This window comes from Synechococcus sp. L2F, assembly GCF_024345695.1.
Lineage (GTDB): Bacteria > Cyanobacteriota > Cyanobacteriia > PCC-6307 > Cyanobiaceae > MW101C3.
Window position 1 is genome coordinate 318962 of record NZ_JAGQBP010000003.1, and the last position, 24530, is coordinate 343491.

Sequence of the window (24530 nt, forward strand, 5' to 3'; positions counted from 1 at the left end):
AATCAGCTTGCTGCCCCTTTCCATGCGTTCGTCATGGCCAGCAGCGCTGCAGGCAGCTCCGGTCTGAGCGGGGCCGTTGGCGCTGTTCAGGATGGATGGCGCCACGGCCTCTGGTTGCTGCAACCGCTGGCAGCTGTGGATCCTGCGCCCCTGTTCGTGCTCTCTTTGCTGCCCTACCTGGCCTTCCTGCGCTGGGCCGGGCGCAGCGGCCGCTTCCCGCCGCTGGCCTTGCGAGGCTTTCAGTTCACGCTGGTGTTCGTTGCCGTCACGATCGTGGCCGCGGTGGTGGCAGAACTCCGTTTTGGCCAGCAGCTGGCGGATGTGGACCCCTTGCATGGCGCTGCCGAGGCCTTCCTCACCGTGGCCAATCTGATGGTGTTGCTGGGTTTCAGCACCGCCTCCGCGGACGGCCCACCGCCTCAGGGCCATGAACAAGTTTTACGCCCGGGTGAGGATGGAGTGGTTCACCCGGAAGATGGGGCGTCGGTTTCAGATCCAAGATGATCGCTCCGCTCCTCGCGCTTGCCCCCGCTTCGATTTCCTGGTCACCGAAAGTGGCTCTGGTGATGATTGTCTGCAATGTGATTGCCATCGGCATCGGCAAGGCCACCATTAAGTACCCCTCCGAAGGCGCCCAGCTGCCCAGCCCGCAGTTCTTCGGGGGCCTGAGCCATGCCTCCCTGCTGGCCACCACCAGCCTGGGCCACATCTTCGGCATCGGCGCCATTCAGGGCCTGGCCTCCCGGGGTGTGCTCTGAGTTCAAGGGCCGTGTGGGTGGCGCTTCAGCGCCACCCCAGCAGGTAGGGGAGCATCCGCCCCCCGTAACGCTCGAAGCGGTAGTGGAACAACAGCGCGGAGAGATCGCCGGCGGCAGCGGTCTGCTCGAGGCCGTGCAGCAGAGCTGAAAGTCTGCGGTCTCCCCGCTCGTCCACCAGGCCAAGCCAGGTGCGTTGGGCCAACCTGCCGCTCAGGCTCCAACGCCAGCCCAGCATGCGCTTGAGTTGGCCTGGGTAGCGGTCAAGCGGCCGTTCGTTGCCGGCCAACGCCTCCACCAGCGCTGGTACCAGCAGGCGGCCACTTGCCATGGCGTGGCGAATCCCCTCACCGCCCAGCAGGTTGGCGGTGCTGATGGCATCGCCCAGGCCCATCAACCTGCCGCGGCGGTGGGGTTCCCGGCGACGTACCGAGCTGCGGATCACACCGCCGTGCCGATCCACCACCTCTGCCTCCTGTAGCAGCCAGCGGCGCTGCAACTGCTGCAGGCAGGTGCCAAGGGCCGGTTGAGTTCCCTGGCGGCGAGGATCTTCCAGGCGGCACACACCCAGTTTCAACAGGCCGGGCTGCATGGGAAACACCCAGCCGTAGCCCTGGGGCATCCACTGGGAGCCGAGGCAGAAGCTGAGCCGGTTGCTCCAGCGGCGCCAGAGCGGCTCCGGCACCTGCAGCAGCCATTCCACCCCCACCCCACGCACCAGCGGATCGCGGCTGGGGGGAGGGTCACCGATCAAGGCTCGCCCCTGGCCACTGGCGTCCACCACCCAGTCGCTCTCCACCTCCACCAGAGCACCTGACGCCCCGACCAACGAAGTGCGCAGGCGATCGCCCACCGCGTCGCAGCGCTTCGCCCGCAGGCCCAACGCAAGGCGAGCTCCCCAGCCACTGGCCTGCAGCCCCAGCCAGTGGCGCAGGGCCCCGAAGTCGAGCACGGCCCCTAGCGGTTGCTCCTGGCTCCAATGGCGCTGGTCGTCGCCGGGGCCGAACAGCTGCCAACCGCTCCAGCGGCTGGCCACCACCTCCGGCGGCAGACCGAAGCGTTCGATCGCCTGCAGCGGTAGCGCGGCGCTGCTGAAGGCACGCGTCCGTAGATCCGGCAGGGCATCCACCACCAGCACATCCACGCCGCTGCGGGCCAGGCCCCGGGCCAACTCTCCGCCCGCCGGTCCGCAGCCCACGACCAGCACCTGGCAGCGCAGCCGTTCGCTTGAGCTCAAGGCGCGATTCAGACCGTGAGTGGCTGGCGCAGCACGCCGAGTTGAAAGCGCTGCAGGATGCGGGTGGCCATCTGCGGCGGGGTGAGCCCCAGCGCCTGCTTGCTCTGGTCGGGGCTGGCGTGATCCACCAGCACATCTGGAATGCCGATGCGCAGCACCGGCACCAGCACGTCGTTGTCGTTGAGGGCTTCCACCACGGCAGCGCCGAAGCCACCGGGCAGAGCGCCTTCTTCCATGGTGACCACGCGGCCGATGCGCTGGGCCAGGGGCACGATCAGGGAGTCGTCGAGAGGGCGCAGGAAGCGGGCATTGACGACGGCCGCCCGCACACCCTGCTCCTGCAGCAGCCCTGCGGTGGCCATGGCCGGGTAGACCATGGCGCCATAAGCCACGATCAGCAGGTCGTCGCCATCGGCGAGCTGTTCGCCCCGGCCGATGGCGATCGGCTCCCAGCCTTCCTCCACCAGCGGCACCCCTTCGCCTTCGCCCCGGGGGAATCGGATCGCGGTGGGGCCGGTATGGGCGATCGCCGTGACGAGCATGCGCTGGAGCTCGGCTTCATCCTTGGGCGCCATCACCGTGAAGTTGGGAACGGCGCGCAGGTAGCTGATGTCGTACTGGCCCTGGTGGGTGGGGCCATCGGCACCGACGATGCCGGCGCGGTCGAGCACGAAGGTGACCGGCAGGTTCTGGATGCCGACATCGTGGATGAGCTGGTCGTAGGCGCGCTGCAGGAAGGTGCTGTAGATCGCCACCACAGGCTTGACGCCGTTGCAGGCCATGCCCGCCGCCATGGTGACGGCGTGCTGCTCGGCGATACCGACGTCGAAGTATTGGTCGGGGAGTGCCTTTTCGAGCAGATCGAGGCCGGTTCCGGTGGCCATGGCGGCCGTGATGCCCACCACGGTGGGGTCGAGCTCGCAGATCTTCACCAGCGTCTGGCCGAACACCTTGCTGTAGCTGGGTGGCTTCGGCTTGCTGGAGGGGTAGGCCTTGCCGGTTTTGAGATCGAAAGCCGACTGGGCGTGATAGGCCACCTGATCGGCCTCGGCGTAGGGGTACCCCTTGCCCTTGGTGGTGACCACATGCACGAGCACCGGGCCTTCGCAGCGGTGTGCCGCCTGGAAGGTGCGCATCATCCCGGCGATGTCGTGGCCGTCGACCGGGCCCATGTAGGTGAAGCCCAGCTCTTCGAACACCGCGCCCACCTTGGGCACCGAGAGCCGCTTCATGCTCTCTTTGAGGGTCTTGAGCTCAGGCGGCAGCTCGCCGTGCATGAAGGGCAGGTGCTTCACCGCCTCTTCAGCGCTGCCGGAGAGAAACTGCAGCGGCGGGCTCAGCCGCATGCGGTTGAGGTATGTGGAGAGCGCACCTACTGGTGGCGAGATCGACATGTCGTTGTCGTTCAGCACCACCAGCAGCCGGGTGTGCGGCAGGTGGCCGGCATGGTTGATTGCCTCCAGCGCCATGCCGCCGGTGAGGGCGCCATCGCCGATCACCGCCACGCACTTGAAATCCTCGCCGCGCCGATCGCGGGCCAGGGCCATGCCCAGGGCTGCCGAGATGCTGGTGGAGGCATGGCCGGCGCCGAAGGCATCGAAACGGCTCTCGCTGCGCTTCAGATAGCCGGCCACGCCACCCTGCTGACGCAGGGTGTTGAAGCGGAGGTAGCGGCCGGTGACCAGCTTGTGGGGATAGGCCTGGTGGCCCACGTCCCACACCACTTTGTCGTGGTCGAGATCCAGGGTTTGGTAGAGGGCGAGGGTGAGTTCGACCACCCCCAGGCCGGGGCCCAGGTGGCCGCCGCTGCTGGAGACCACCTCCAGGTGGCGCTCTCTGATCTGCCTCGCGATGCCTTCCAGCTCGGCGACGCTGAGCCCATGCAACTGATTGGGATGGCTCAGCTCGCTGAGATGCATGCCCCGGCCTGTTCAGTACAGGTCAATCTACGTTCCCCCTCCCGCCGGTTGGCGGCAATGGTCACCAATGGGCAGGGGAAGGCGAGTGCTGAGGGAGTGAGCCGCCTGTGAACGGCCTCCAGATCGAGGTTGAGCGGTCTGCAGCCAGCCACCGGCCGGCCCTTGTCACACTGGGTCAATGAGCGATTACCTCCAGCGGATCCTGCGTGCCCGCGTCTACGACGTGGCGATCGAGTCGCCGCTCGACCCGGCGCCCAATCTCTCGCGCCGCATCGGCAACCACGTGCTGCTCAAACGGGAGGACCTCCAGCCGGTGTTCTCGTTCAAGCTGCGCGGTGCTTACAACCGCATGACCCACCTCACCGCCGAGGAGCTGGAACGGGGGGTGATCGCCGCCAGTGCGGGCAACCACGCGCAGGGTGTGGCGCTGGCGGCGGGTCGCCTCGGCTGCCGGGCCGTGATCGTGATGCCGCTCACCACCCCGGAGATGAAGGTGCGCGCTGTTGTCGCGCTCGGGGCCGCGGTGGTGCTCCACGGCGACACCTATGACGAGGCCTGCCTGGAAGCCCGGCGCCGCGCGCGGGAGGCGGGCCTCACCTTCATCCACCCTTTCGACGACCCTGAGGTGATCGCCGGCCAGGGAACGATCGGCCTGGAGATCCTGCGCCAGTGCTCCTCACCCCCCGATGCGATCTACGTGGCGGTGGGCGGCGGCGGCCTCATCGCCGGCATCGCCGCCTATGTGAAAAGTGTGTGGCCGGAGGTGGAGGTGATCGGTGTGGAGCCGGTGGATGCTGACGCCATGGCCCGCTCCCTGGCGGCCGGCCGACGCATCCGCCTGGAGACGGTGGGCCTGTTCGCCGATGGGGTTGCGGTGCGGGAGGTGGGTGAACACACCTTCGCTCTGGCCCAGCAGCACGTGGATGCCATGGTGACGGTGACGACCGACGAGATCTGCGCAGCGATCAAGGACGTCTTCGAAGACACCCGCTCGATTCTGGAGCCGGCCGGCGCCCTGGCGATCGCCGGCATGAAGGCAGACGTGCAGCGCCGCCAGCTGCAGGGACGCACCTTGGTGGCGGTGGCCTGCGGCGCCAACATGAACTTCGACCGCCTGCGTTTCGTGGCCGAGCGGGCCGAGCTGGGCGAGGCGCGCGAAGCGATGGTGGCCGTGGAGATCCCGGAGCGGGCCGGCAGCCTGCGGCAGCTGTGCGAGCTGCTGGGTTCCCGCAGCCTCACGGAATTCAGCTACCGGATGGCAGACCCGAAGCTGGCGCACATCTTCCTGGGGGTTCAGATCAGCGGCGCCGACGACACGGCCGGCCTGATCGCCCAGCTGCAGGCGAGTGGCTTCCCCTGCCTCGATCTCAGCGGCAACGAGCTGGCGAAGCTGCATCTGCGCCACATGGTGGGGGGCCGCCGGCCCCAGGGCTTCAGCGGCGAGGGGCAGGAACTGCGCCAGGAACTGCTCTACCGCTTCGAGTTCCCGGAACGGCCGGGCGCCTTGATGGCGTTTGTCAACGCCTTGCACCCCAACTGGTCGATCAGCATCTTCCACTACCGCAACCAGGGCGCCGACGTGGGGCGGATCGTGGTGGGGGTGCAGGTGGAACCGGAAGACAATGCCGCCTGGCACACCTTTCTCGAAGGGCTGGGCTACCGCTACTGGGACGAGACCGACAACCCCGCCTACCGCCTTTTCCTCGGACCCGTCCTGCCGCCGATCCCTGCCCTGGCCTGAGCCTGAACGGCTGCGGTACGTTCGGCCCAGATTCTGCTGGTCGGCTCCATGTCCAGCGACGACACGACGGGCCTCACCGGAGGCTCCCTGGGTGCGGCGGCCACGGGCGCGGCTTCCCTGTCGCTGGCGGCGCGCATCGAGGCGATCCTCTATCTCAAGGGACGGCCCCTGGATCTGGCCGAGCTGGCCCGGCTTGCCAGCCTGGAGCCTGGCGTGGCGCTGGTCCCCGAAGCGGTTGAGCTGGCCCTGATCACGCTGATGGCCGACTACGCCCATCGGGACACGGCTCTGGAGATTCGCCAGGAGGGGCGCCAGTACAGCCTCCAGCTCCGCGAGAGCCTCAGCGGCCTGGTGCAGAACCTGCTGCCGGTGGAGCTTTCCACCGCCACCCTGCGCACGCTGGCCACCATCGCCCTGAAGAAACGCATCCTTCAGTCAGATCTTGTGGAACTGCGCGGTTCCGGGGCCTACGACCACATCAAGGAATTGCTGGCCCAGAACTTCATCGAACGTCGCCGGCAGAGCGACGGCCGTTCCTATTGGCTCAGCCTCAGTGAGAAGTTCCACCGCACGTTCGCCGTGCGTGGTGAGGCGGAACTCCCTGGCGGCCGCACGCCACCGCGCACCTCCCCATAAAGTCGAAGCACGAGCCGATGGCGCCCATGTCCCTGACGATCCTGAGCCAGTTGTTTGCGGTGCTGGCCCAGACCCTCAGCATCTACAGCCTGGTGCTGCTGGTGCGGGTGCTGCTGAGCTGGTTCCCCAATCTCGACTGGAGCAACCCGGTGCTCTCCACCGTGAGCTCGATCACCGATCCCTATCTCAACGCCTTTCGGGGGCTGATTCCGCCCATTGGCGGCCTTGACCTTTCTGCCCTGATCGCCTTCCTGGCGCTCAGCCTGGGCCAGAGTCTGCTGGGTGCAGCGAGTGGCTCGCTGATGGGCGCCGGCTCCGGCTTCGGTTACTGACTCCCCCCGCTGATCACGGCGGCTGAGGCCTGCGCGATCAGCTCAATTCCTGCTCCTGCACCGCCTCCTCCAGTGGCAGCAATTCATCCCCTTCCGCCGCGCGTGTGCGCACGGGGGCGCTGAAGCCATGGGCACGGGCCTTGCGCACCTGCAAGGGTTCTGGCGTGCCGGCGGGAACGGCCAGGCGCAGGGCGAAGTCGGAGCGGCCGGGCGGCACATCACCGATCGAGCCCACCCGGCTGCGGTTCTGCAGCACCGGCTCGCCGCTGGCATCCACGATCACGGCGAACACATCAGTGTCGACAACGGGCTTGCGGCCCGGGTTCTCCACCACGCCCCGCAGGGCATAGCAGCTGGCTTCGGCGGCACGGCGCAGGAGGGGTTGGGCGCCCGCATCAGCGGCCGGGCAGGCCTCCAGGGACACGTCACTCACCACCAGATCGGCGGCCCAGCCCGGCGGCACAGGGCCGAGCAGCACGAAGGCCACCAGCAGGGAAGCCAGTATCACAGGGGTCAGGAGGGGCCCCAGCAGGCGCTGAGGACGGCGAGCCAGGCAGGCTTTCAGGGCGCGGGCAGACCGCCGGCTCAAAGCTTGTGTCGCGTCCTGGATCGGTGCGGAGAATCGCCCCCAGCACATGGCATGAACAAGGCGATCACGCAGGTTCTGCATGGCACTCCAGGAACGCAGGGGGATCGGAAAACAATGGCGAAAGACGGGCTCAGGCGCACCAAGAGCGACAGGGGGCTGGTCATGCCCTGCAGTTGCGAGTGGGCCCGGGTGAGGCCAGGTGCCCGGGGTACGAGCGCGTGCCGGCCCCGTCGGATGCTGCCGCTGGGTTCAGCGCTGATCGCCGCTGCCACCGATGACATTGCGGCATTGGCGGTCGGCAAGCTTGGCGAGGTTGGCGGCTGCCACGGTGTTGAGATCGAAACCGAGCTCGCTTGACAGCTGAGCCACGTACCAGAGCACGTCTCCCAACTCCAGCATGATCGCGCTTCGCACGTCCGCGTCGAAGCTCCCGTCCCCGTCGCGCAGCACCTTCTTGACCTTGTCTGCCACTTCGCCGGCCTCTCCGCAGAGCCCCAGGGTGGGGTAGATGGGATTGCTTCCCACCGAGGGGTAGCGGGCGGTGGAGCGCGCTTCCTGCTGGTAGTGGTTGAGCTCCATGGCGACGGGCGCGGCGGGTGCCTGGTGGTTTCGGATGGTAGTTTCCGCTCACCGTCCGGCGCTCCGATGGCTGCTCCCGATCTTTCGCGTCGCACCAAGATCGTGGCGACCATCGGTCCGGCCACCGAAAGCCCCGAGCGCCTGCGTGAACTCATTCACGCCGGTGCCACCACCTTTCGCCTGAATTTCTCGCACGGCGATCATTCCGAGCACGCCCTGCGCATCGCCACCATCCGTCAGGTGGCCCATGAGCTGGGCATCCACGTAGGCATCCTGCTCGACCTTCAGGGACCGAAGATCCGGCTCGGTCGCTTCGAGCAGGGGCCGATCACCCTCGCCAACGGCGATCCCTTTGCGCTCACCTCCAGGGAGGTGCCCTGCACCCAGTCGGTGGCCACGATCACGTACGACAAGCTGGCCGATGAGGTGCCCGCCGGCAGCCGCATCCTGCTGGATGACGGCCGGGTGGAGATGGTGGTCGACGCGGTGGATCAGACGGGTCGCACACTCCACTGCACGGTGGTGGTGGGCGGCGTGCTCTCCAACAACAAAGGGGTGAACTTCCCCGATGTGCAGCTCTCGATCCGGGCTCTCACCACCAAAGACCGCCAGGACCTCGCCTTCGGTCTGCAACAGGGGGTCGATTGGGTGGCGCTCAGCTTCGTGCGCAACCCCTCCGACATGCAGGAGATCCGCGAGCTGATTGCCACGCTTGGGCACAGCACTCCGGTGATCGCCAAGATTGAGAAGTTCGAGGCGATCGATCAGATCGACGCGATCCTGCCCCTCTGCGACGGGGTGATGGTGGCCCGCGGAGACCTGGGCGTGGAGATGCCTGCCGAGGAAGTGCCGCTGCTGCAGAAGGACCTGATCCGCAAGGCCAACATGCTCGGGATCCCGATCATCACGGCCACGCAGATGCTTGACAGCATGGCCAGCTGTCCGCGGCCAACCCGCGCCGAAGTGAGCGACGTGGCAAACGCCATCCTGGATGGCACCGATGCGGTGATGCTGTCCAACGAAACCGCCGTGGGTGACTATCCCGTGGAGGCGGTGGCCACCATGGCCCGCATCGCCTTGAGGATCGAGCGCGACTACCCCACCCGGCACGTCGATTCGCATATGGCGAGCACGATCCCCAATTCCATCAGCCAGGCGGTGAGCACGATTGCGCGCCAGCTCCAGGCGGCGGCGATCCTGCCGCTCACCAAAACCGGTGCCACCGCCCGGAACGTCAGCAAGTTCCGCCCCTCCACCACGATTCTGGCGATCACCAACGATGTGAACGTGGCCCGCCAGCTGCAGCTCGTGTGGGGGGTGAACCCCCTGCTGATCAGCAACCAGGACTCCACCACCAGCACCTTCACCCTGGCGATGGGGGTGGCTCAGGAGCAGGGCCTGCTCAAGGACGGCGACCTGGTGGTGCAGACCGCCGGCACCCTGGCGGGTGTCAGCGGCTCCACCGATCTGGTGAAAGTGGGCATTGTTTCGGCCGTGCTCGGTCGCGGTCTGGGCATCGGCGATGGCTCCGTCAGTGGCCGGGTGCACGTGGCCAACAGCCCTGAAGACGCAGCGCGGCTGGAGGCAGGTGAAATCCTGGTGGTGCGTGAAACCACCGTGGCCTACGTGGAGGCGATCCGCAAATCGCGGGGCGTGATCGCCGAAACGGATGGCAGTGACAGCCATGCCGCCGTTATCGCTCAGCGCCTAGGCGTACCGGTGATCGTGGGCGTGGCCAATGCCACCACCGATCTCCGCCACGGCGAGTTCGTCACGCTCGAGCTGCGCGAGGGCCTCGTGCACCGCGGCGCACGCAACCACACCCAGGGCGGCCGCCAGACCCCAGAGATCTGACACGCCCGGGCGCCGTTCGGGCTGGCCATGATGAGCCCTGAACCCGTTTCAGGCATGGCGTCGAAGCTGCCCATTGGCGAAACCATCCGGATGTCGCTCTCCACGCTGGGGGCCAACCGCATGCGCAGCCTGCTGACCATGCTCGGCATCGTGATCGGCAATGCCTCGGTGATCACCCTGGTGGGGGTGGGCAAGGGGGCCCAGAACCTGGCGGAAGGGCAGCTCAGCACCCTGGGCGCCAACGTGCTCTTTGTGGTGCCCGGCAACAACGACACCCGCCGCCAGGGGCTCCAGACCCCCCGCACTCTTGTGTTGGAAGATGCGGAAGCGATCGCCTCCCAGGTGCCTTCTGTGCGGCGGGTGGCCCCCCAGATCACCATGAATCTGGTGGTGCAGGCAGGCGCGCGCAGCTCCAGCGCGTCCGTGTCGGGCATCACGCCTGAATTCCTGCCAGTGCGCCGCTTCGAGATCGCCCAGGGCCGCTTCTTCAGCGAAGAAGATCTCAGCTCCGCCCGCAACGTGGTGGTGATCGGCCCGGATCTGCGCAACAAGCTGCTGCCTGGCGATTCCCCGATCGGCAAGATCCTGCGCATCCGCGACCAATCCTTTGAGGTGATCGGCGTGACGGCCGCGAAGGGGGCGGTGTTCGGCAACAACCAGGACGAGGCTGCTTACATCCCGCTCACCACCATGGTGAGCAAACTGAGCGGCCGCGATCCAACGTACGGCGTGGTGCTGACGTTCATCAGCGTGGAGGCGCGCGATGAGGCCAGCACCGGCGCCGCCAAGTTCCAGATCACCAACCTGCTGCGCCAGCGGCACCGCATCCTGCGCGAGGACGACTTCGCGGTGCGCTCCCAGCAGGATGCGCTTTCGATCGTGGGCACCATCACCGGCGGACTCACCCTGATGCTCGGCGCGATCGGCGGCGTGTCCCTGCTGGTGGGCGGCATCGGCATCATGAACATCATGTTGGTGTCGGTGAGCGAGCGCACTCAGGAGATCGGGCTACGCAAAGCGGTGGGCGCCCGCAGCGGCGATGTGCTGGCCCAGTTCCTGGTGGAGTCGCTGGTGCTGGCCAGCCTCGGTGGCTTGATCGGCAGCGCGGTGGGACTGGCCACGGTGGCAGGGGTCGCCCGCTTCACGCCCCTGCCGGCTTCGATCGATGCCGGCAGCGTGCTGTTCACGGTGGGGCTATCCGGCTCGATCGGATTGTTCTTCGGGGTGGTGCCGGCGCGGCGCGCGGCGCGGCTGGATCCGATCGTGGCCTTGCGGAGCCTCTGAACCGATCAGGCCCCGCCACACAATCCCGAGAAAAGATTAAGAAAGCCTATTGGTGGTCACTGTGACCAAACGGGAGGTGCCGATGGTGCGTTTATGAGGGTTCTGAGATGAGGCACCAACCGTGGCACTACTCCCCTGCGGGTATCGCAACGCCAGCGACCGCATGGTGATCCTTCGTTGCTGCGGCCCTGAAACCTTCTATCTGGAACGGGTGGCGTTTCCCTTCGAGTTCCTCAGCTTCGAGGCCCCCCCCAGCAGTGAAGTGGAGATCTGGACCCACACCCTGGGCGGCCCCGACCTGATCGAAACGCTGTCGGTGAACGACCTGCTGATGGAAAGCGAGCCAGGTGTGGTGCTGGCCGAGGGGCTGCAGCCGGATTCTCAGGAAACCCGCCCCACCATGGCAGGCTGAGGGAAGCGCGGATCTGGAGGGAGCAGTCTCCATCTTGGATCCCGAGCTTTACAGTTGTTAAAACAACCTCTCAGCCATGAACCAGCGCTGGCGTCTGATCGCACTTTGGCTTCTCCCTGTGGGAGTGGCTGTGTTCCTTGGCTGGCAGGTGCTCGGCAGTGGCGGCCCCGCCCGCTTCGCTGATAGCACCGGTGCCGGCATCTCCAGCGCACGTAACACGGCTGTGGCCCGCATGAGCTACGGCCGCTTCCTCGACTACGTGGAGGCGGGACGCGTCACCGCGGTGGACATCTACGACGGCGGCCGCAGTGCCGTGATCGAGGCGGTGGACCCGGATCTCGACAACCGCGTGCAGCGCCTGCGTGTGGATCTGCCCGGCGTGGCCCCTGAGCTGATCAACAATCTCAAGCAGAAGGGCATCAGCTTCGACATCCACCCGCCGCGCAATTCGCCGCCGGCCCTGGGCCTGCTGGGCAACCTGCTGTTCCCGCTGCTGCTGATCGGTTCCCTGATTTTCCTGGCACGGCGCTCCTCGGGCATGCCCGGCGGTCCTGGCCAGGCCATGCAGTTCGGCAAAACCAAAGCCCGCTTCGCCATGGAAGCGGAAACCGGTGTGAAGTTCGCCGATGTGGCCGGGGTGGAAGAAGCGAAGGAAGACCTGCAGGAGGTTGTCACCTTCCTCAAGCAGCCCGAACGCTTCACTTCCGTGGGCGCCAAGATTCCGCGTGGACTTCTGCTGGTGGGCCCCCCCGGCACCGGCAAGACCCTTCTGGCCAAGGCGATCGCCGGTGAGGCCGGTGTGCCTTTCTTCTCCCTCTCCGGCTCCGAGTTCGTGGAGATGTTCGTGGGCGTCGGCGCCAGCCGCGTGCGCGACCTGTTCAAGCGGGCCAAGGAAAACAGCCCCTGCCTCATCTTCATCGATGAAATTGACGCGGTGGGACGCCAGCGCGGCGCCGGCATCGGCGGTGGCAACGATGAGCGCGAGCAGACCCTCAACCAGCTCCTGACGGAGATGGATGGCTTTGAAGGCAACAGCGGCATCATCATCATCGCGGCCACCAACCGCCCCGATGTGCTCGATTCAGCGCTGATGCGTCCGGGCCGCTTCGACCGTCAGGTGAGCGTCGACGCGCCTGACATCAAGGGCCGCCTCTCGATTCTGGAAGTGCACTCCCGCAACAAGAAACTCGCCGAGGATGTGTCGCTTGAGGCGATTGCGCGTCGCACCCCAGGCTTCACTGGGGCCGATCTCGCCAACCTGCTCAACGAGGCGGCCATCCTCACCGCGCGGCGCCGCAAGGAGGCCACCAGCCTGGCTGAGATCGACGACGCTGTGGATCGGGTGATCGCCGGCATGGAAGGCAAGCCGCTCACCGATGGACGCAGCAAGCGCCTGATTGCCTATCACGAAGTGGGGCATGCGCTGGTGGGCACCCTGGTGAAAAACCACGACCCCGTGCAGAAGGTCACACTGATTCCTCGCGGCCAGGCCCAGGGCCTCACCTGGTTTGCCCCCGATGAAGAGCAGATGCTTGTGAGCCGCTCCCAGTTGCAGGCACGGATCATGGGTGCCCTGGGCGGGCGTGCTGCTGAAGCCGTGGTGTTCGGCCACGCCGAAGTCACCACCGGTGCTGGCGGTGACATCCAGATGGTGGCGGGCCTTGCCCGCCAGATGGTCACCCGCTTCGGCATGAGCGATCTCGGCCCCGTTTCGTTGGAGGCAGGCAACCAGGAGGTGTTCCTTGGCCGCGACCTGATGACCCGCAGCGACGTGTCGGAATCGATCGCGCGCCGCATCGATGAGCAGGTGCGCCTGATCGTGGACCGTTGCTACCAGGACACCCTTGAGCTGGTAGGCAATCACCGCGAATGCATGGATCGCCTGGTGGAACTGTTGATCGAAAAGGAAAGCCTCAACGGCGACGAGTTCCGCAGCATCGTGGCTGAATTCAGTGTGATTCCAGAAAAGGAACGCTTCTCCCCCCTGCTGCCAGCCACCACCTGAGCCAGGCCAAGGGCTGATGACCTTGCGACATCAGCCCCTTCCTTTATCTGCTATTAACCCTGATCAGTCCTTTCATCGCGGTTGGTCCGATAAAATTGACCTCATTGCTTCACGGCGTTGAGCGATATCAAATCCCCGATGGAGTCGTTCAGTCGTTACCACGGTGACGACTGGACCCCTGAGGGCGCAGCCTTTCACCAAAACCTTGAGCAGTTCGCCGACCGTGTGGGACTGATCGTGGGATTGCAGGCCAATGGCAAGATCACCCAAGCCGATGCCTACGACCAGATCCGCTCTCTTTGGAAAGAGCTGAAATTCAGCAAGAGCTACTTGCTTAAGTCGGATCAGCCGAAAGATTGAGCCTTGGTTTCGACTCCTCGCTTGCAGGAAGCCGGCATGCACCCTTGCTTGGAGTTGAGCTTCCAAAGCAGCATTCCAGAAGGCAGGTAAAATCTGAAGGATTCAACCTCAATAGGCTTCAATAGTCCAGTTCTCCGAAAACTGTTTACAGAACGTTAAGTTAATAGATGGTTGATCATCAAGTCATTGATTTCGCGATCATCCAAGTCCTGCGTTATCCATTCTCGGAGAACCAATCCTAATAATGTGTATCAATGCACGGCAAGTTCTTGCTTGTTTGCGCGGATCGTCATCGATTGAGGGTTGGCTCTATCGTTTGCCTCCTTCCACCCTCTCTCTCGGGGCGCTTTTGAGTCAGTTGGCAGGCTTAGATTGTAGGGTCAGATTCTAGGGTCAGTGTTCAAGTTATCCTTCGGGCCTATTTGTTGCAAGTGACAAGCCTTAGCAGTTAGCTGACCCTTAGGTAGGCGTAAAGTCGGCGGTGCGCGTCTGGGCGATGAACTGAGTGCTGATGGCGCTGGCACAGTGCGCGTTGAGAAATACGCCTGGAAGCAACAGAAGCTGGTGAGGATCACCGCGCTTTGGCCTTTGGCTCCAGGCGTGAAGAGTTGCGGATGTGCCGGCAACCAGGACCTGACGTCTCAATCCACAGGGCGGATCGGGCGGCGTTCGATCACTTTGTCGATCAGGCCGTAGCTCACCGCTTCTGCCGGTGACATAAAGAAGTCACGGTCGGTGTCGACCTGGATGCGATCGAGGGGTTGGCCGGTGCGATCAGCCAGTTCGCGGTTGAGCTTGTCTTTGAGGAAGAGGATTTCGTTGGCCTGAATGCGGATATCGCTGGCCTGGCCGCGGGCGCCACCGAGCGGCTGGTGGATCATGATGCGCGAGTGGTGCAGGCTGCTGCGCTTGCCCTTGGCGCCGGCCGTGAGCAGAAAGGCCCCCATGCTGGCGGCCAGGCCCACGCAGACGGTCTGGACGTCGGGCTTGATGTGCTGCATCGTGTCGAAGATGCCAAGGCCGTCGTAGACGGAGCCACCAGGAGAGTTGATGTAAAGGAAGATGTCCTTTTCAGGGTCTTCTGCTTCCAGAAACAGCAACTGAGCCACCACCCGGTTGGCAGATTCCGCCGTGACCGTTTCACCAAGAAAAATGATGCGCTCGCGCAGCAGCCGGGAATAAATATCGAACGCGCGCTCGCCCCGGCCCGAATCCTCAATCACGATCGGGATCATGGACGAAAAATCAGCAACTCCCCCATCTTACCGAGGCCAGTGCACCCACGGTTCCCCCCTCGCTGGGCCTGGGCCAGCTCGCCGGAGCAGGTCCAGCTCAGTGAGCGCTAGCGGTGGCGCCGGCCCATCGGGCGGGAGGGGGCAGCGCTAAGGTCCAGATAACCAGGAGAATCAGTGTGGGCGCCTGCCTCACCGTCGCTGACAGCAAGCGTTCGTTCCATCGTGCGTTTCCCCATGTGATCGCGCCCCTCTACCGGCGCATGGTGGACGAATTGCTGGTGGAGCTGCATCTGCTAAGCCGCCAGAAGGGTTTTCAGATTGATCCGCTGTTCGCGGTCGGCCTGACCCAGGTGTTCGACGGCTTCGCCCGTGGCTATCGGCCTGAAGCGCAGCGGGAACCGCTGTTCCAGGCCCTGTGCGCGGCCTGTGGCTATGAGGCCGATCATTTCCGCCGCCTGCGCAATGAGGCAGTGGCGGCCGTGGGCCAGCACAGCGTCGAAGACGTGCGCCGCTGGATCACCGAGCAGGGCACCGGTGCTCCTGAGCCGATCGCTGGTGTTCTCCAGGCGGTGAAGCGCCCGGACTTCCACTATTCGCGTCTGCTTGCCGTCGGGCTGCTCAGCCTGCTGCAACAGGCCAAGGGGGCTGACGCTCTGGAACCCCAAGCCCTGCGCCAGGCCGCCCACGACACCGGCGAAGCCATGGGTCTGCTCAAGGATCGTGTCGACAAGGACCTCAGCCTGTATGTGTCCAACCTCGAGAAGATGGCCCAGGCCGTTGAGCTGATGGAGGAAACGGTGGCGGCTGAGCGGCGGCGGCGTGAGCGCCAGAGCCTTGGCGCTACCTCTGAAGCCCCTGCCGCGGAGCCCGGTGTGGCTGTGGCCTCCGGCTCCGCTGACATCGCCGCAGGTCCTGAAGCGGGCAGCGGCACCGCAGCTCCCAGCGCCTGAAGCTGGCTTGCCCTGGGGCTGACCCTCAGGGCCTTGGCGGTGACTCCGCCGGTGCGGTGCCCGGTGCAGCGTCAAGCGTGAGAGAGCCTGCCAATAAGGCCTGGGCCTGACCACTACTGCTTCCTTTCGCGACAGCTGGCCAACGGGCGACGAGCTCTAACTGGTCAGATTGCTGCAGCACCGGAGGCAGAGCCGGGGGCAGCAGTCCCAACGCAGCCAGCGCCTGGGGTCTTGCACGCAGCCGCAGGGTCTGCGGAAGTGTGGCAACTGCAGGAGTGAGCTCGATCCTCGGCAGCGGCGGCGCCGGCACGGGTGGCGGCAACGAGCCCAGAAACAGGGACAGCAGCGGCGGGGCGCCGGCGGTCGGCCGGATCCAGCGCCATCCCCCCACCACGGTGCCGTCCTGGCGCAGCCACACGCCCGTGGGCAAGGGTGGGGCCGGGTCGGCAGCAGCTCCACCAGCACGCTCCGCTGCTGACGGCAGCTGCTCCACCAGCCCCTGTTGCTTGAGCACCTCACGCAACTGGGCCAGCCACTGGATCCACTCCTGCCGTTGCTTGCCCACCTGCAGTTGCAGGTCGAGGGACGCCTGGAAGGCCCCCGCCGGCTGGGGGCTCAGCCGCAACCGGAACGGGCTGCCGCCTAACCGCCGCAGCAGGGTTTCCTGCAGTCCATACCGATCCACCAGCGGCTGGCGGATCAACTGACGGCTGAGCAGGCCTTCGAACAGCAGATCCAGGCGATCCCCCTCCACGTCGAGCAGCAGGGTTGCGGGCAGGGGCTGACGCGACGGCACGGCCGGCAGCTCAGCCAGCTCTGCCGCAGCTGCGGCCTTGCCGGATCCTGTGGCTTCCCCCCGCCAGGTGAGGCCCGTGGCATCTCCCGCCAGCACCAGGCAACCCTGTTGAAAACGGCCCAGCAGCGGCGCCAGGGCTCCGGTCAGCTGGCTGACAGCCGTGCCCGTCCAGGCGACCGTCTGGGCGGAACGCAGCTGGTCCACGCAGCGCTTCTCCATTCCCTTGGGCGGGCGAGCCGTGCGGCTCAGCTGCTGCTGCAGCTGCTGCCGGGAGAGGGGATCCGCGGCAATCACCAGCAGATCGTCAAGGCGAAAGCTGTTGGCAGGCAGTGCGCGCTCGGGCAGTCCTTCGAAGGCCCTGCCACTGATCGCCAGCAGGGTGCCCCCATCACCGCTCTCTCCCCACAGCTGCCACCATTGCCCCTGCTGCCGTGCCCACAGCCGCGCGGCCAGTGGCTGCGACAGCCGCTCCTGCCAGAGGGCGGGCACGGGGCGAGCGGGCGCAGCGGCAAAGCTCTGAATCAGGGCAGCGACGGGGACCAGCCGCTCTAGGCCCGCGGCATTGGAGCGGGGGAACCGCTGCAGCTGAAGCGCCGGCAGCAGCAGGAGCACGATCACGCCGCTTGTGACCGGCAGCAGCGAGCGCCAACGAGGCAGCCTGGGAGTGGGCAGACCTGGCCGGGGGAGCGGAGGCAGGCGCCAGTGCGTGAGGCGCCAGCGAGGGAAGGTGAGGCTCATGCGGGCAACGCCTCAGCCGCAACAGGCCCGTACAGGGTGGTGCGCTGCCGCACCGGGCGGCCCAGACCCAGGGCGGCGCTGCTCAGCTCCTGGGGGCTGCGGCTCGTGCCGCCAGTGGCGCCGGCCATGGTGGTGATGTGTTCTTCCATCAAGGTGCCGCCGATGTCGTTGCAACCCCAGCGCAGGGCCTCGGTGGCCCCATCAAGGCCAAGCTTTACCCAGCTGGGCTGATGGTTCACCAACCAGCGCCCCAGCAGCAGGCGGGCCTGGGCGGTGAGTGTGAGCATGGCGGCGCGATCGGGCTGATCGCGGCCCACCCGGCGCCGCAGCGGCTCAGGCGCGGCGGCGCCGATGAACGGCAGCAGCACAAACTCGGAGAAGCCCGGCACCCCTGCCTGCCAGGCCCGCTGCTGCAGCGCCACCAACGTGAACCAGTGGGCCACACGATCGGCGGCCGCTTCGATGTGACCCGCCATCATCGTGGCGGTGCTGGCCAGACCGTGGCGCTGCACCTGCAGCACCACCGCGCACCAGGCGCGCGCCGACAGCTTTTCGGGACACAGCTGCCGACGCACCCGCTCACTCAGCACCTCGGCGGCGGTGCCGGGCACCGAGCCCAGACCGGCTTCCCGCAAGCGTTGAATCACGGTGTCGAGCGGGCAATCGTCCTGCTCGGCGATGAAGAGCAGCTCCTGGGGCGAGAAGGCATGCAGATGGATCCCCGGGGCGGCTTCCAGCAAGGCTCCAAGCAGCGCCTCGTAGTAGCGCAGGGCGCTGCCCGCCTCGCGGGCCATCGGGTTGAGGCCGCCCTGCAGACACAGCTCAGTGGCGCCCCACGCCTGAGCGGCGCGGGCTTTCTCCTGCAGCAACGCAAAGCCATGCCAGAACGCCCCCTCGGCGCCGGCATCCCGGCGAAAGGCACAGAACCCACAGCGCTTCACGCAGTGGTTCGTGAAGTTGAGATTGCGGTTGATCACGTAGGTGACCGTTTCTCCCGCCAGTTGCCTGCGCAGCGCGTCAGCGCCGTGCTGCAGGGCTGCCGCAGGATGGTCGCCGCCGCAAAGTGCCAGGGCAGCGCCAGGATCGGGGAGCTGCTCCTCGTCAGAGGCCAGGCTGGCGATCAGCTCGTCCGTGGGGACTGAGCTCCATCGATCGGCAGCAGAGGGTGGGGGAGGCGGCACCAGCGCGTCACCCGCTTCGCGCCAGGCCCACGGCGCGATGGGCCTGAGCGGGTCGAGGGTCATCGACGCGGGTTGGCGGCGCGCTGACGGCGGCGGCGATCCCGCCACTCGACGGTGGACAGGTAAACGACGCCTCCACTCACGAACACAAGCAGCACAGAGGCCACGACCGCCAGAGCGTTCGTGAGGGTGAAGGCTGTTTCAGGCATCAGTCGCGCCGAACGGGGCTCAGATCAGAAGTTGATGCTGCCGTCGCCGTTGCGGCCCCACACCACCATGGCGATCGAGAAGCTGAAGAGGGCGGCGAGCGAGGACCAACCCAGGGTGATCAGCATGGCGTGGACACGACTTTGACTCGGCGCACTTTACCTAAGCTGCTGCCTTGCCGGTATTGGCCGGTCGCGATGGCCATGGTTCGTCTTTTCTTCGCCACGCCAGGGGCAGGGGTGTCTGCCAACCCATGGGCCGGGTCTGCCCCTTGGAACGTTGCTCCTGGCAAAGCCGCCACGGTGCTGGAGCCTGTGCGCCTGCAGCAGCCCTATCCCAACTTCAAGGTGGTGGTGCTCGACGACGACGTGAACACCTATCAGCACGTGGTGGCCTGCCTGCTGACCTACATCCCCGGCATGCAGCCGGACCACGCCTGGGCCCTGGCCAAGCGGATCGACACCGAAGGCTCGGCGGTGGTGTGGTGTGGTCCGCAGGAGCAGGCGGAGCTGTACCACCAGCAACTCGCCGCCGAAGGGCTCACCATGGCGCCCCTGGAGCGGGCATGACCGGCTCAGGCCAGATCACGCGTCAGCGAGGAGAGTTCCAGCAGATTGCGCGTGCGCACAGAGCCGGTGCAGGCATCGAGCACGAAGCTCATCACGCGCCCGGGGCATACGGCCAATCCACGGATTCTGTGCCCCTGGGCCACATCGGCCTTCACCACCTGAACGGCTTCACCCTGGTGCGAACTGAGCTGACGGGCGATGGCGGCGCGTGTCTGATGCACGGAATGCCCTCCGAACTGTCATCGTTTTAACAGTTCCTGCGACCGTTTCTCATGAAGGACACCGTTTGATGGGTCGCGTGGTGATCACCCACAGCACCTACATCGAGGGTCTGATTCCGGTGTTGCGGCGGCTGGCGGCCGGCGATGGCGTCGACACGGTGACCCCGGCGGTGATCACCCGCGTGAAAGGCCGCAGTCCAGTGCTGCGCTTGAAGGTGTCCGCACCGATACGGGGTGGTTTCAAGCTGCTGGCGCGCAAGGGCACCACCGCCCAGGAGGTGTTCGTGGTGACCACCCTGGAGAAGGAGGCGCTGCAGTCGAGGCTGGATGGCCTCACTGAGGCTTGATGGACAGCAAGAGGTGCGGCGGGGGGTTGCGCCGGTTTGCTGGACGCATCCAGGCGGCGGCGAGGCAGTGATCAGGCCCGCAAGAACGCCGCAACAGCGGCCGGGGACCTTGACAGAGAAAAGGGTGAACCGCCGTGCCGTCTTGCCCCAGATTTCGACCTGGAAGAACCAGAGGGGCAGGCAAAGCGGGGCTTCGTTTCCAGCAGCAAGGCCGGCATACGTCACCGTCGCGACAGACCACCCACGTCGAAGAAGGAGTCAGATCAGAAAACTGTGAAAGGCAGTCACCAACACAGCAGTTCGACCACACCCTAAGGCTTTTCCTCGGGAGGCAGCGGCCAGATCGCACGCACCTGATCGAGGCGATCCATGGCCTCCTGCAGCCGCTGTTCCGGTTGCTGCTCACTCAGCAGCACGGTGACGTGGCCCAGCTTGCGGCTCGGACTCGACTCCCGTTTTCCGTACCAATGCACGCTGGCGCCGGGCAGGTCGGCCAGGGCACGGCGCTGCTCCTCGTAGGACGACGCGGCAGTTTCAAAGCCCAGCAGGTTCACCATCAGGGCGCCCGGCACCTTCAGGGCCGTGTCGCCGAGGTCGAGACCCTGCACGATGCGCACCTGCTGCTCGAACTGGCTGGTGGCGGTGGCCTCGATCGTGTAGTGGCCGGAATTGTGGGTGCGGGGTGCCAGTTCGTTCACCTGGAGCCCGGCTGAACCGTAGAAGAACTCCACCGACAGAACCCCGGCGTAATCGAGCGCCGTGAGCAGGGAAGCCGCCACGTTCCGGGCGCGCGCCTGCACCGCATGGCTCACAGGGGCGGGGGCGAGCACCCAGTCGCAGACGCGGTTGTGCTGGTGGGTCTGCACCAGCGGGAAGGTGCGTACATTGCCGTCGCGATCCCGGCAGGCCACCAGGGCGAGTTCCTGCTCGAATGTCACGAACTCCTCCAGCAACCACTGCTCAGGCGGCACACGCTCCAGCAGTGCGGCCAGTTCCTCGTCGTCGTGGATGCAGGCGGTGCCGCGGCCGTCGTAGCCGCCGGTGGCGGCCTTGGCCATCAGGGGAAAGCTGAAGCCCTCCGGCAGATGGGGGGCGGCAGGTTCGGGCGGGTTGGCAGGCTGAAGGATGACCGGCTGCCAGCCCCCGGCGGCGGGCCCGCCCTCTGGCTGTGGCAGCGGACCGGGAGCCAGCCCCGCACGAGGGGCCAGCACCGCTTCGAGCGGAAACCAGCGGGGCGAGGCCAGCTGCAAGCGGCCGAGCAGTTCCCGCTGGCTGCGCTTCGACACCAGCGGCTGCAGCGCTTGCAGCCGCGGCAGGAACACCACACCCTCTGCTTCCAGCGCTGCCAGGGCGTCGAGGTTGAGCCATTCGTTCTCGAAGCTGATCGCCTGGCACAGGGCAGCCAGGGCCCGGGTGCCGGCCAGGTCATCGATGGGGGCGAGAACCACGCTGGTGGCCAGGGCTGCGGCCGGGTCGGTGGCCAGGGGCGTCTGGACGTGAAGCTCGACGCCCAGCCGCCGCGCCGCTTCCGCCAGCATCAGGGCCAGTTGGCCGCCCCCCACCACGCCGATGCTGCCGCTCATGGTTGCTGCCCCTGATGGTGGTCCGCCGGGGCGGCCGAGCAAGCGTGCAGCCTGACATCCACCGCGTCCATCGGGCTCAGGTGAGGCTGCGGTCGCCGGTCAGCAGGTAGCGCAGCAGCGAGAAGACCAGCACGATCAGGAACAGGGCCAGGCCCACGGTGCAGGCATAGCTGATCTCCAGTTCCGAGAAGGCCTGGTCATAGACGTAATAGACGAGGGTGCGGGTGGAATCGGCCGGCCCCCCCTGGGTCATCAGGAACACCTCTTCGAACACCTTGGTGGCCGCGATCGCCGAGATCACCGCCACCAGGGTGATGTAAGGGCGCAGCAGGGGCAGGGTGATATCCAGATGGCTGCGCCAGCCTTCGCTGCCATCCAGTGCCGCCGCTTCGTAGAGCTCCGGCGAGATGCCCTGCAGACCGGCCAGGAAGATCACCATGTAATAACCCAGTCCCTTCCACAGGGTGACGAGCATCACTGCTGGCAAGGCCAGCAACGGGCTGGTGAGAAAACCGATCGGTTCGAACGTGCCGCCCAGCAGCGCTGCCAACCAGCCGTTGATCAGGCCGTTTTCGGCGTACAGCCAGCGAAAGGCGATCGCCGCCACCACGATCGATACCAGCACGGGGGTGTAGAAGGCGGCCCTGAACCAGTGGATGCCGGGCAGGCTGCGGTTCACGAGCACCGCCAGGGCCAGCGAGCCGAACACGATCGGCGGCACCACACCCACCAGAAAGAGAAAGGTGGTGCCCAGCACCTGAAAGAACACCGGGTCGGTGAGCAGGCGGCGGATGTTGGCGAGGCCCACAAACCGCAGCGGTTCGCTCATGTCCAGGCCGGTGGCGGTGAAGCTGATCACCAGAGCCATCGCCGCCGGCACAAGCACGGACACCGCCAGCAGCAGCAGCGCCGGCGCCAGGAAGCCCCAGGGGGTGAGGCGACGACCAAGGAGCGAAGGCGTGGGCGAGGGCGTGACCGGGGCTGTGGACATAGCCGTTCCCGTGGGCGTGGCCAGAGCCGGGGCCGCAGCAGGGGCTGGGCGCGGTACGGATGGGCCGTTCATGGCGCCATTGTGGGAGATCAGCGCGCAGGGGCCACCGCCTTGGGACACCCGCAGCCGAGCGTGTCGCCGCAGGGCCCCTTGCAGCACGGAGCTTCAGCGCAGGGCGTGCTGCGCGAGGTGTTCGGCTACGAGGCCTTCCGCGGCCCGCAGCAGGCGATCGTGGAGCACGTGATCGACGGTGGCTCGGCGCTGGTGCTGATGCCCACCGGCGGCGGGAAATCGCTCTGCTATCAGATCCCGGCACTGTGCCGCCCTGGGTTGGCGGTGGTGATCTCGCCACTCATCGCCTTGATGCAGGACCAGGTGGAAGCCCTGCGGCAATCGGGCGTGCGGGCGGCGGCGCTGCATTCGGCGCTCGCGCCGGAGGAGAGCAGCGCCATCTGGCGCGCCTTCCAGGCCCAGGACCTGGATCTCTTGTATGTGTCGCCGGAGCGGCTGCTGTCCGGCGACCTGCTCGATCGGCTGGCGGAGCGCTCGCTGGCGCTGTTCGCCATTGATGAGGCCCATTGCGTGTCGCAGTGGGGGCACGATTTCCGGCCGGACTACCTGCAGCTGGTGGAGCTGGCGACCCGCTTTCCCCAGGTGCCACGGCTGGCGCTCACCGCCACCGCCGACCCGCGCACCCGCGACGAGATCGTGGCGCGGCTGGCGCTGGAACAAGGCCGTGTCTTCACGGCCAGCTTCGATCGCCCCAACATCCGCTACCTGCTGCGTGACAAGGACGAGGCCAAGGCCCAGCTACTGGCCTTCCTTGAGGCGCACCGCGGCGATGCCGGCATTGTCTATGCCCGCTCCCGCGCCCGGGTGGACCGCTTCGCCGCGGACCTGCGCGCCGCTGGCCATGACGCCATCGCCTATCACGCGGGAATGGAGGCGCCACAGCGCAGCGCCGCACTCAGCCGCTTCCGCCGGGACAGCGGTGTGATCGTGGTGGCCACGATCGCCTTCGGCATGGGCATCGACAAGCCGGATGTGCGCTTTGTGGCCCATGTCGATCTGCCCAAGAGCCTGGAGGCCTACTACCAGGAAACCGGCCGGGCTGGCAGGGACGGGCTGCCGGCCACCGCCTGGATGGTGCACGGCGCCGGTGATGTGCCGCAGCTGCGGCGCTTCATCGACGACTCCGAGGCCGAGCCGGCCCAGAAACGGATCGAGCACGGAAAACTGGAGGCCCTGATCGGCTTCACCGAAGCGCCCGGCTGCCGCCGTCAGGTGCTGCTGGCCCACTTCGGCGAAACCCTAGAGCAGCCCTGCGGCAATTGCGACCGCTGCCTGGAGCCTCAGGAGCGGACCGATGTGACGATCCCGGCCCAGAAAGCCCTCTCGGCGGTGTACCGCACCGGCCAGCGTTTCGGCGCCGCCCATGTGGTGGATGTGCTGCTGGGGGCCGACACAGCGCGCCTACGGGCCCTTGGGCACCACGAACTGAGTGTGTACGGCATCGGCAAGGAACTGGACCGGGGCCAGTGGCGCACCCTGCTGCGGCAGCTCACCGCCGCCGGGCTGCTGGAGCCGGTGCCCGATGGACACGGGGGGCTGCGCTGGGGGGCCGGGGCGCAGGTGCGGCCGCTGCTGCGTGGCGAACAGCGGCTGGAGCTGCCGCTGCCACCACCGCGCCAGGAGCGGCGCTCGCGGGCACGCAGCGGCGCGCTGAGCGGGGCCGCAGGCGCAGCCGGGGCCGGGGCCGACGGGCAGGGCGCCGGTCTCGAGCTGCTGCAACGGCTCAAGGACTGGCGGCGGGAACAGGCGCGTGAGCAGGCGGTGCCTCCCTATGTGGTGTTCCATGACCGGACGCTGGTGGAGCTGGCCGCGCGGCGGCCGCTCCAGATCGCGGAACTGGCGGCGATCAGCGGCATCGGCGCTGCCAAGCTGGAGCGCTATGGCAGCGCCTTGCTGAGCCTGCTCAACAACGACAGCTGAGCCGGCCGCAGGGAGCC

Annotated in this window: 26 protein-coding genes and 1 other RNA gene; 14 read left to right on the forward strand and 13 right to left on the reverse strand. The window is 66.7% G+C overall.

All coding sequences use genetic code 11. The annotated features are described in order from the left end of the window. Positions 1 to 33 precede the first annotated feature (33 nt). Together KBZ19_RS10670 and psaK are read left to right on the forward strand one after the other, a co-directional pair. A complete protein-coding gene (locus tag KBZ19_RS10670) occupies positions 34 to 504 on the forward strand; it encodes a DUF3593 domain-containing protein (RefSeq protein WP_094510752.1) in 471 nt (156 codons plus the stop codon). Further along, positions 501 to 758 carry a photosystem I reaction center subunit PsaK gene (gene psaK, locus KBZ19_RS10675; RefSeq protein WP_094510498.1) on the forward strand — a complete coding sequence of 86 codons (258 nt, stop codon included), beginning with the start codon at positions 501 to 503 and terminating at the stop codon, positions 756 to 758. The genes KBZ19_RS10670 and psaK overlap by 4 nt, the downstream gene beginning before the upstream one ends. Positions 759 to 783: 25 nt before the next feature. On the opposite strand, the gene KBZ19_RS10680 is transcribed toward psaK, so the two are convergent. Next, the gene (locus KBZ19_RS10680) at positions 784 to 1992 is read right to left on the reverse strand and encodes an NAD(P)/FAD-dependent oxidoreductase (protein WP_255100909.1); all 1209 of its coding nucleotides are present in this window, start codon (positions 1990 to 1992) and stop codon (positions 784 to 786) included. 8 nt (positions 1993 to 2000) lie between these two features. After that, complete coding sequence (dxs, locus tag KBZ19_RS10685; protein WP_094510499.1) at positions 2001 to 3911, reverse strand: 1-deoxy-D-xylulose-5-phosphate synthase; 1911 nt, start codon at positions 3909 to 3911, stop codon at positions 2001 to 2003. A gap of 178 nt (positions 3912 to 4089) precedes the next feature. Between dxs and ilvA the strand changes: the two genes are divergently transcribed. Genes ilvA through KBZ19_RS10700 form a run of 3 tightly spaced genes read left to right on the forward strand, consistent with a single transcriptional unit; the run spans position 4090 to position 6620 of the window. Then, positions 4090 to 5652, forward strand: a complete 1563-nt coding sequence (ilvA, locus tag KBZ19_RS10690; RefSeq protein ID WP_255100910.1) for a threonine ammonia-lyase, biosynthetic — start codon at positions 4090 to 4092, stop codon at positions 5650 to 5652. Between the two features lie 48 nt (positions 5653 to 5700). Continuing rightward, a complete protein-coding gene (gene scpB, locus KBZ19_RS10695) occupies positions 5701 to 6288 on the forward strand; it encodes an SMC-Scp complex subunit ScpB (protein ID WP_094510501.1) in 588 nt (195 codons plus the stop codon). A gap of 26 nt (positions 6289 to 6314) precedes the next feature. Beyond that, positions 6315 to 6620 (forward strand): YggT family protein, encoded by a 306-nt coding sequence (locus tag KBZ19_RS10700; protein WP_255100911.1) that lies wholly within the window; start codon positions 6315 to 6317, stop codon positions 6618 to 6620. Between the two features lie 37 nt (positions 6621 to 6657). On the opposite strand, the gene KBZ19_RS10705 is transcribed toward KBZ19_RS10700, so the two are convergent. Both KBZ19_RS10705 and KBZ19_RS10710 read right to left on the reverse strand, forming a co-directional pair. Beyond that, complete coding sequence (locus KBZ19_RS10705; protein WP_261346484.1) at positions 6658 to 7122, reverse strand: hypothetical protein; 465 nt, start codon at positions 7120 to 7122, stop codon at positions 6658 to 6660. Positions 7123 to 7458: 336 nt separating this feature from the next. Further along, positions 7459 to 7788: a nucleoside triphosphate pyrophosphohydrolase family protein gene (locus KBZ19_RS10710; RefSeq protein WP_094510502.1), complete on the reverse strand. Its 330-nt coding sequence runs from the start codon at positions 7786 to 7788 to the stop codon at positions 7459 to 7461. Positions 7789 to 7854: 66 nt separating this feature from the next. On the opposite strand from KBZ19_RS10710, the gene pyk reads away from it, so the two are divergent. The 5 genes from pyk to KBZ19_RS10735 all read left to right on the forward strand — a co-directional run bounded on the left by pyk (position 7855) and on the right by KBZ19_RS10735 (position 13703). Beyond that, a complete protein-coding gene (gene pyk, locus KBZ19_RS10715; RefSeq protein WP_094510503.1) occupies positions 7855 to 9642 on the forward strand; it encodes a pyruvate kinase in 1788 nt (595 codons plus the stop codon). Between the two features lie 54 nt (positions 9643 to 9696). Then, on the forward strand, positions 9697 to 10926 hold the full coding sequence (locus tag KBZ19_RS10720) for an ABC transporter permease (protein WP_255100913.1): 1230 nt from the start codon (positions 9697 to 9699) through the stop codon (positions 10924 to 10926). A 121-nt stretch (positions 10927 to 11047) separates the two neighbouring features. Next, positions 11048 to 11338 (forward strand): DUF1830 domain-containing protein, encoded by a 291-nt coding sequence (locus tag KBZ19_RS10725; protein WP_255100914.1) that lies wholly within the window; start codon positions 11048 to 11050, stop codon positions 11336 to 11338. Between the two features lie 76 nt (positions 11339 to 11414). Beyond that, positions 11415 to 13343 carry an ATP-dependent zinc metalloprotease FtsH gene (ftsH, locus tag KBZ19_RS10730; RefSeq protein WP_094510506.1) on the forward strand — a complete coding sequence of 643 codons (1929 nt, stop codon included), beginning with the start codon at positions 11415 to 11417 and terminating at the stop codon, positions 13341 to 13343. A gap of 117 nt (positions 13344 to 13460) precedes the next feature. Further along, entirely contained in the window at positions 13461 to 13703 is a 243-nt protein-coding gene (locus KBZ19_RS10735) for a hypothetical protein (RefSeq protein WP_315856352.1), read from the forward strand. A gap of 641 nt (positions 13704 to 14344) precedes the next feature. Here the strand turns inward: KBZ19_RS10735 and clpP are convergent. Further along, positions 14345 to 14938 carry an ATP-dependent Clp endopeptidase proteolytic subunit ClpP gene (gene clpP / locus KBZ19_RS10740; protein ID WP_094510508.1) on the reverse strand — a complete coding sequence of 198 codons (594 nt, stop codon included), beginning with the start codon at positions 14936 to 14938 and terminating at the stop codon, positions 14345 to 14347. 176 nt (positions 14939 to 15114) lie between these two features. On the opposite strand from clpP, the gene psb29 reads away from it, so the two are divergent. Beyond that, positions 15115 to 15888 carry a photosystem II biogenesis protein Psp29 gene (gene psb29 / locus KBZ19_RS10745; RefSeq protein ID WP_255100915.1) on the forward strand — a complete coding sequence of 258 codons (774 nt, stop codon included), beginning with the start codon at positions 15115 to 15117 and terminating at the stop codon, positions 15886 to 15888. A gap of 25 nt (positions 15889 to 15913) precedes the next feature. On the opposite strand, the gene KBZ19_RS10750 is transcribed toward psb29, so the two are convergent. Genes KBZ19_RS10750 through petN form a run of 4 tightly spaced genes read right to left on the reverse strand, consistent with a single transcriptional unit; the run spans position 15914 to position 18938 of the window. Beyond that, positions 15914 to 17422: a hypothetical protein gene (locus KBZ19_RS10750; RefSeq protein ID WP_255100916.1), complete on the reverse strand. Its 1509-nt coding sequence runs from the start codon at positions 17420 to 17422 to the stop codon at positions 15914 to 15916. Then, positions 17419 to 18666: a CofH family radical SAM protein gene (locus KBZ19_RS10755; protein ID WP_255100917.1), complete on the reverse strand. Its 1248-nt coding sequence runs from the start codon at positions 18664 to 18666 to the stop codon at positions 17419 to 17421. Before KBZ19_RS10755 ends, KBZ19_RS10750 begins: the two co-directional genes overlap by 4 nt. Continuing rightward, positions 18663 to 18812 carry a hypothetical protein gene (locus tag KBZ19_RS10760; protein ID WP_198948206.1) on the reverse strand — a complete coding sequence of 50 codons (150 nt, stop codon included), beginning with the start codon at positions 18810 to 18812 and terminating at the stop codon, positions 18663 to 18665. Before KBZ19_RS10760 ends, KBZ19_RS10755 begins: the two co-directional genes overlap by 4 nt. Positions 18813 to 18836: 24 nt before the next feature. Next, positions 18837 to 18938, reverse strand: coding sequence for a cytochrome b6-f complex subunit PetN (petN, locus tag KBZ19_RS10765; protein WP_094510511.1), 102 nt, complete (start codon positions 18936 to 18938; stop codon positions 18837 to 18839). Positions 18939 to 19013: 75 nt separating this feature from the next. On the opposite strand from petN, the gene clpS reads away from it, so the two are divergent. Further along, entirely contained in the window at positions 19014 to 19379 is a 366-nt protein-coding gene (gene clpS / locus KBZ19_RS10770; RefSeq protein WP_094510757.1) for an ATP-dependent Clp protease adapter ClpS, read from the forward strand. A 5-nt stretch (positions 19380 to 19384) separates the two neighbouring features. On the opposite strand, the gene KBZ19_RS10775 is transcribed toward clpS, so the two are convergent. Then, positions 19385 to 19600, reverse strand: a complete 216-nt coding sequence (locus KBZ19_RS10775) for a hypothetical protein (RefSeq protein ID WP_094510512.1) — start codon at positions 19598 to 19600, stop codon at positions 19385 to 19387. Positions 19601 to 19668: 68 nt separating this feature from the next. Here KBZ19_RS10775 and KBZ19_RS10780 point away from each other — a divergent pair, with 68 nt between their 5' ends. Then, complete coding sequence (locus tag KBZ19_RS10780) at positions 19669 to 19947, forward strand: DUF2103 domain-containing protein (RefSeq protein ID WP_094510513.1); 279 nt, start codon at positions 19669 to 19671, stop codon at positions 19945 to 19947. 122 nt (positions 19948 to 20069) lie between these two features. Here the strand turns inward: KBZ19_RS10780 and ssrS are convergent. The 3 genes from ssrS to KBZ19_RS10795 form a co-directional block, all read right to left on the reverse strand. Continuing rightward, positions 20070 to 20252: non-coding RNA, 6S RNA (gene ssrS / locus KBZ19_RS10785), on the reverse strand. Between the two features lie 6 nt (positions 20253 to 20258). Beyond that, positions 20259 to 21530 carry a 5-(carboxyamino)imidazole ribonucleotide synthase gene (locus KBZ19_RS10790; protein WP_255100918.1) on the reverse strand — a complete coding sequence of 424 codons (1272 nt, stop codon included), beginning with the start codon at positions 21528 to 21530 and terminating at the stop codon, positions 20259 to 20261. Between the two features lie 76 nt (positions 21531 to 21606). Further along, positions 21607 to 22521, reverse strand: coding sequence for a carbohydrate ABC transporter permease (locus tag KBZ19_RS10795; RefSeq protein ID WP_255100919.1), 915 nt, complete (start codon positions 22519 to 22521; stop codon positions 21607 to 21609). A gap of 111 nt (positions 22522 to 22632) precedes the next feature. Here KBZ19_RS10795 and recQ point away from each other — a divergent pair, with 111 nt between their 5' ends. Next, complete coding sequence (gene recQ, locus KBZ19_RS10800) at positions 22633 to 24513, forward strand: DNA helicase RecQ (protein ID WP_255100920.1); 1881 nt, start codon at positions 22633 to 22635, stop codon at positions 24511 to 24513. The last annotated feature ends 17 nt before the right edge of the window (positions 24514 to 24530 follow it).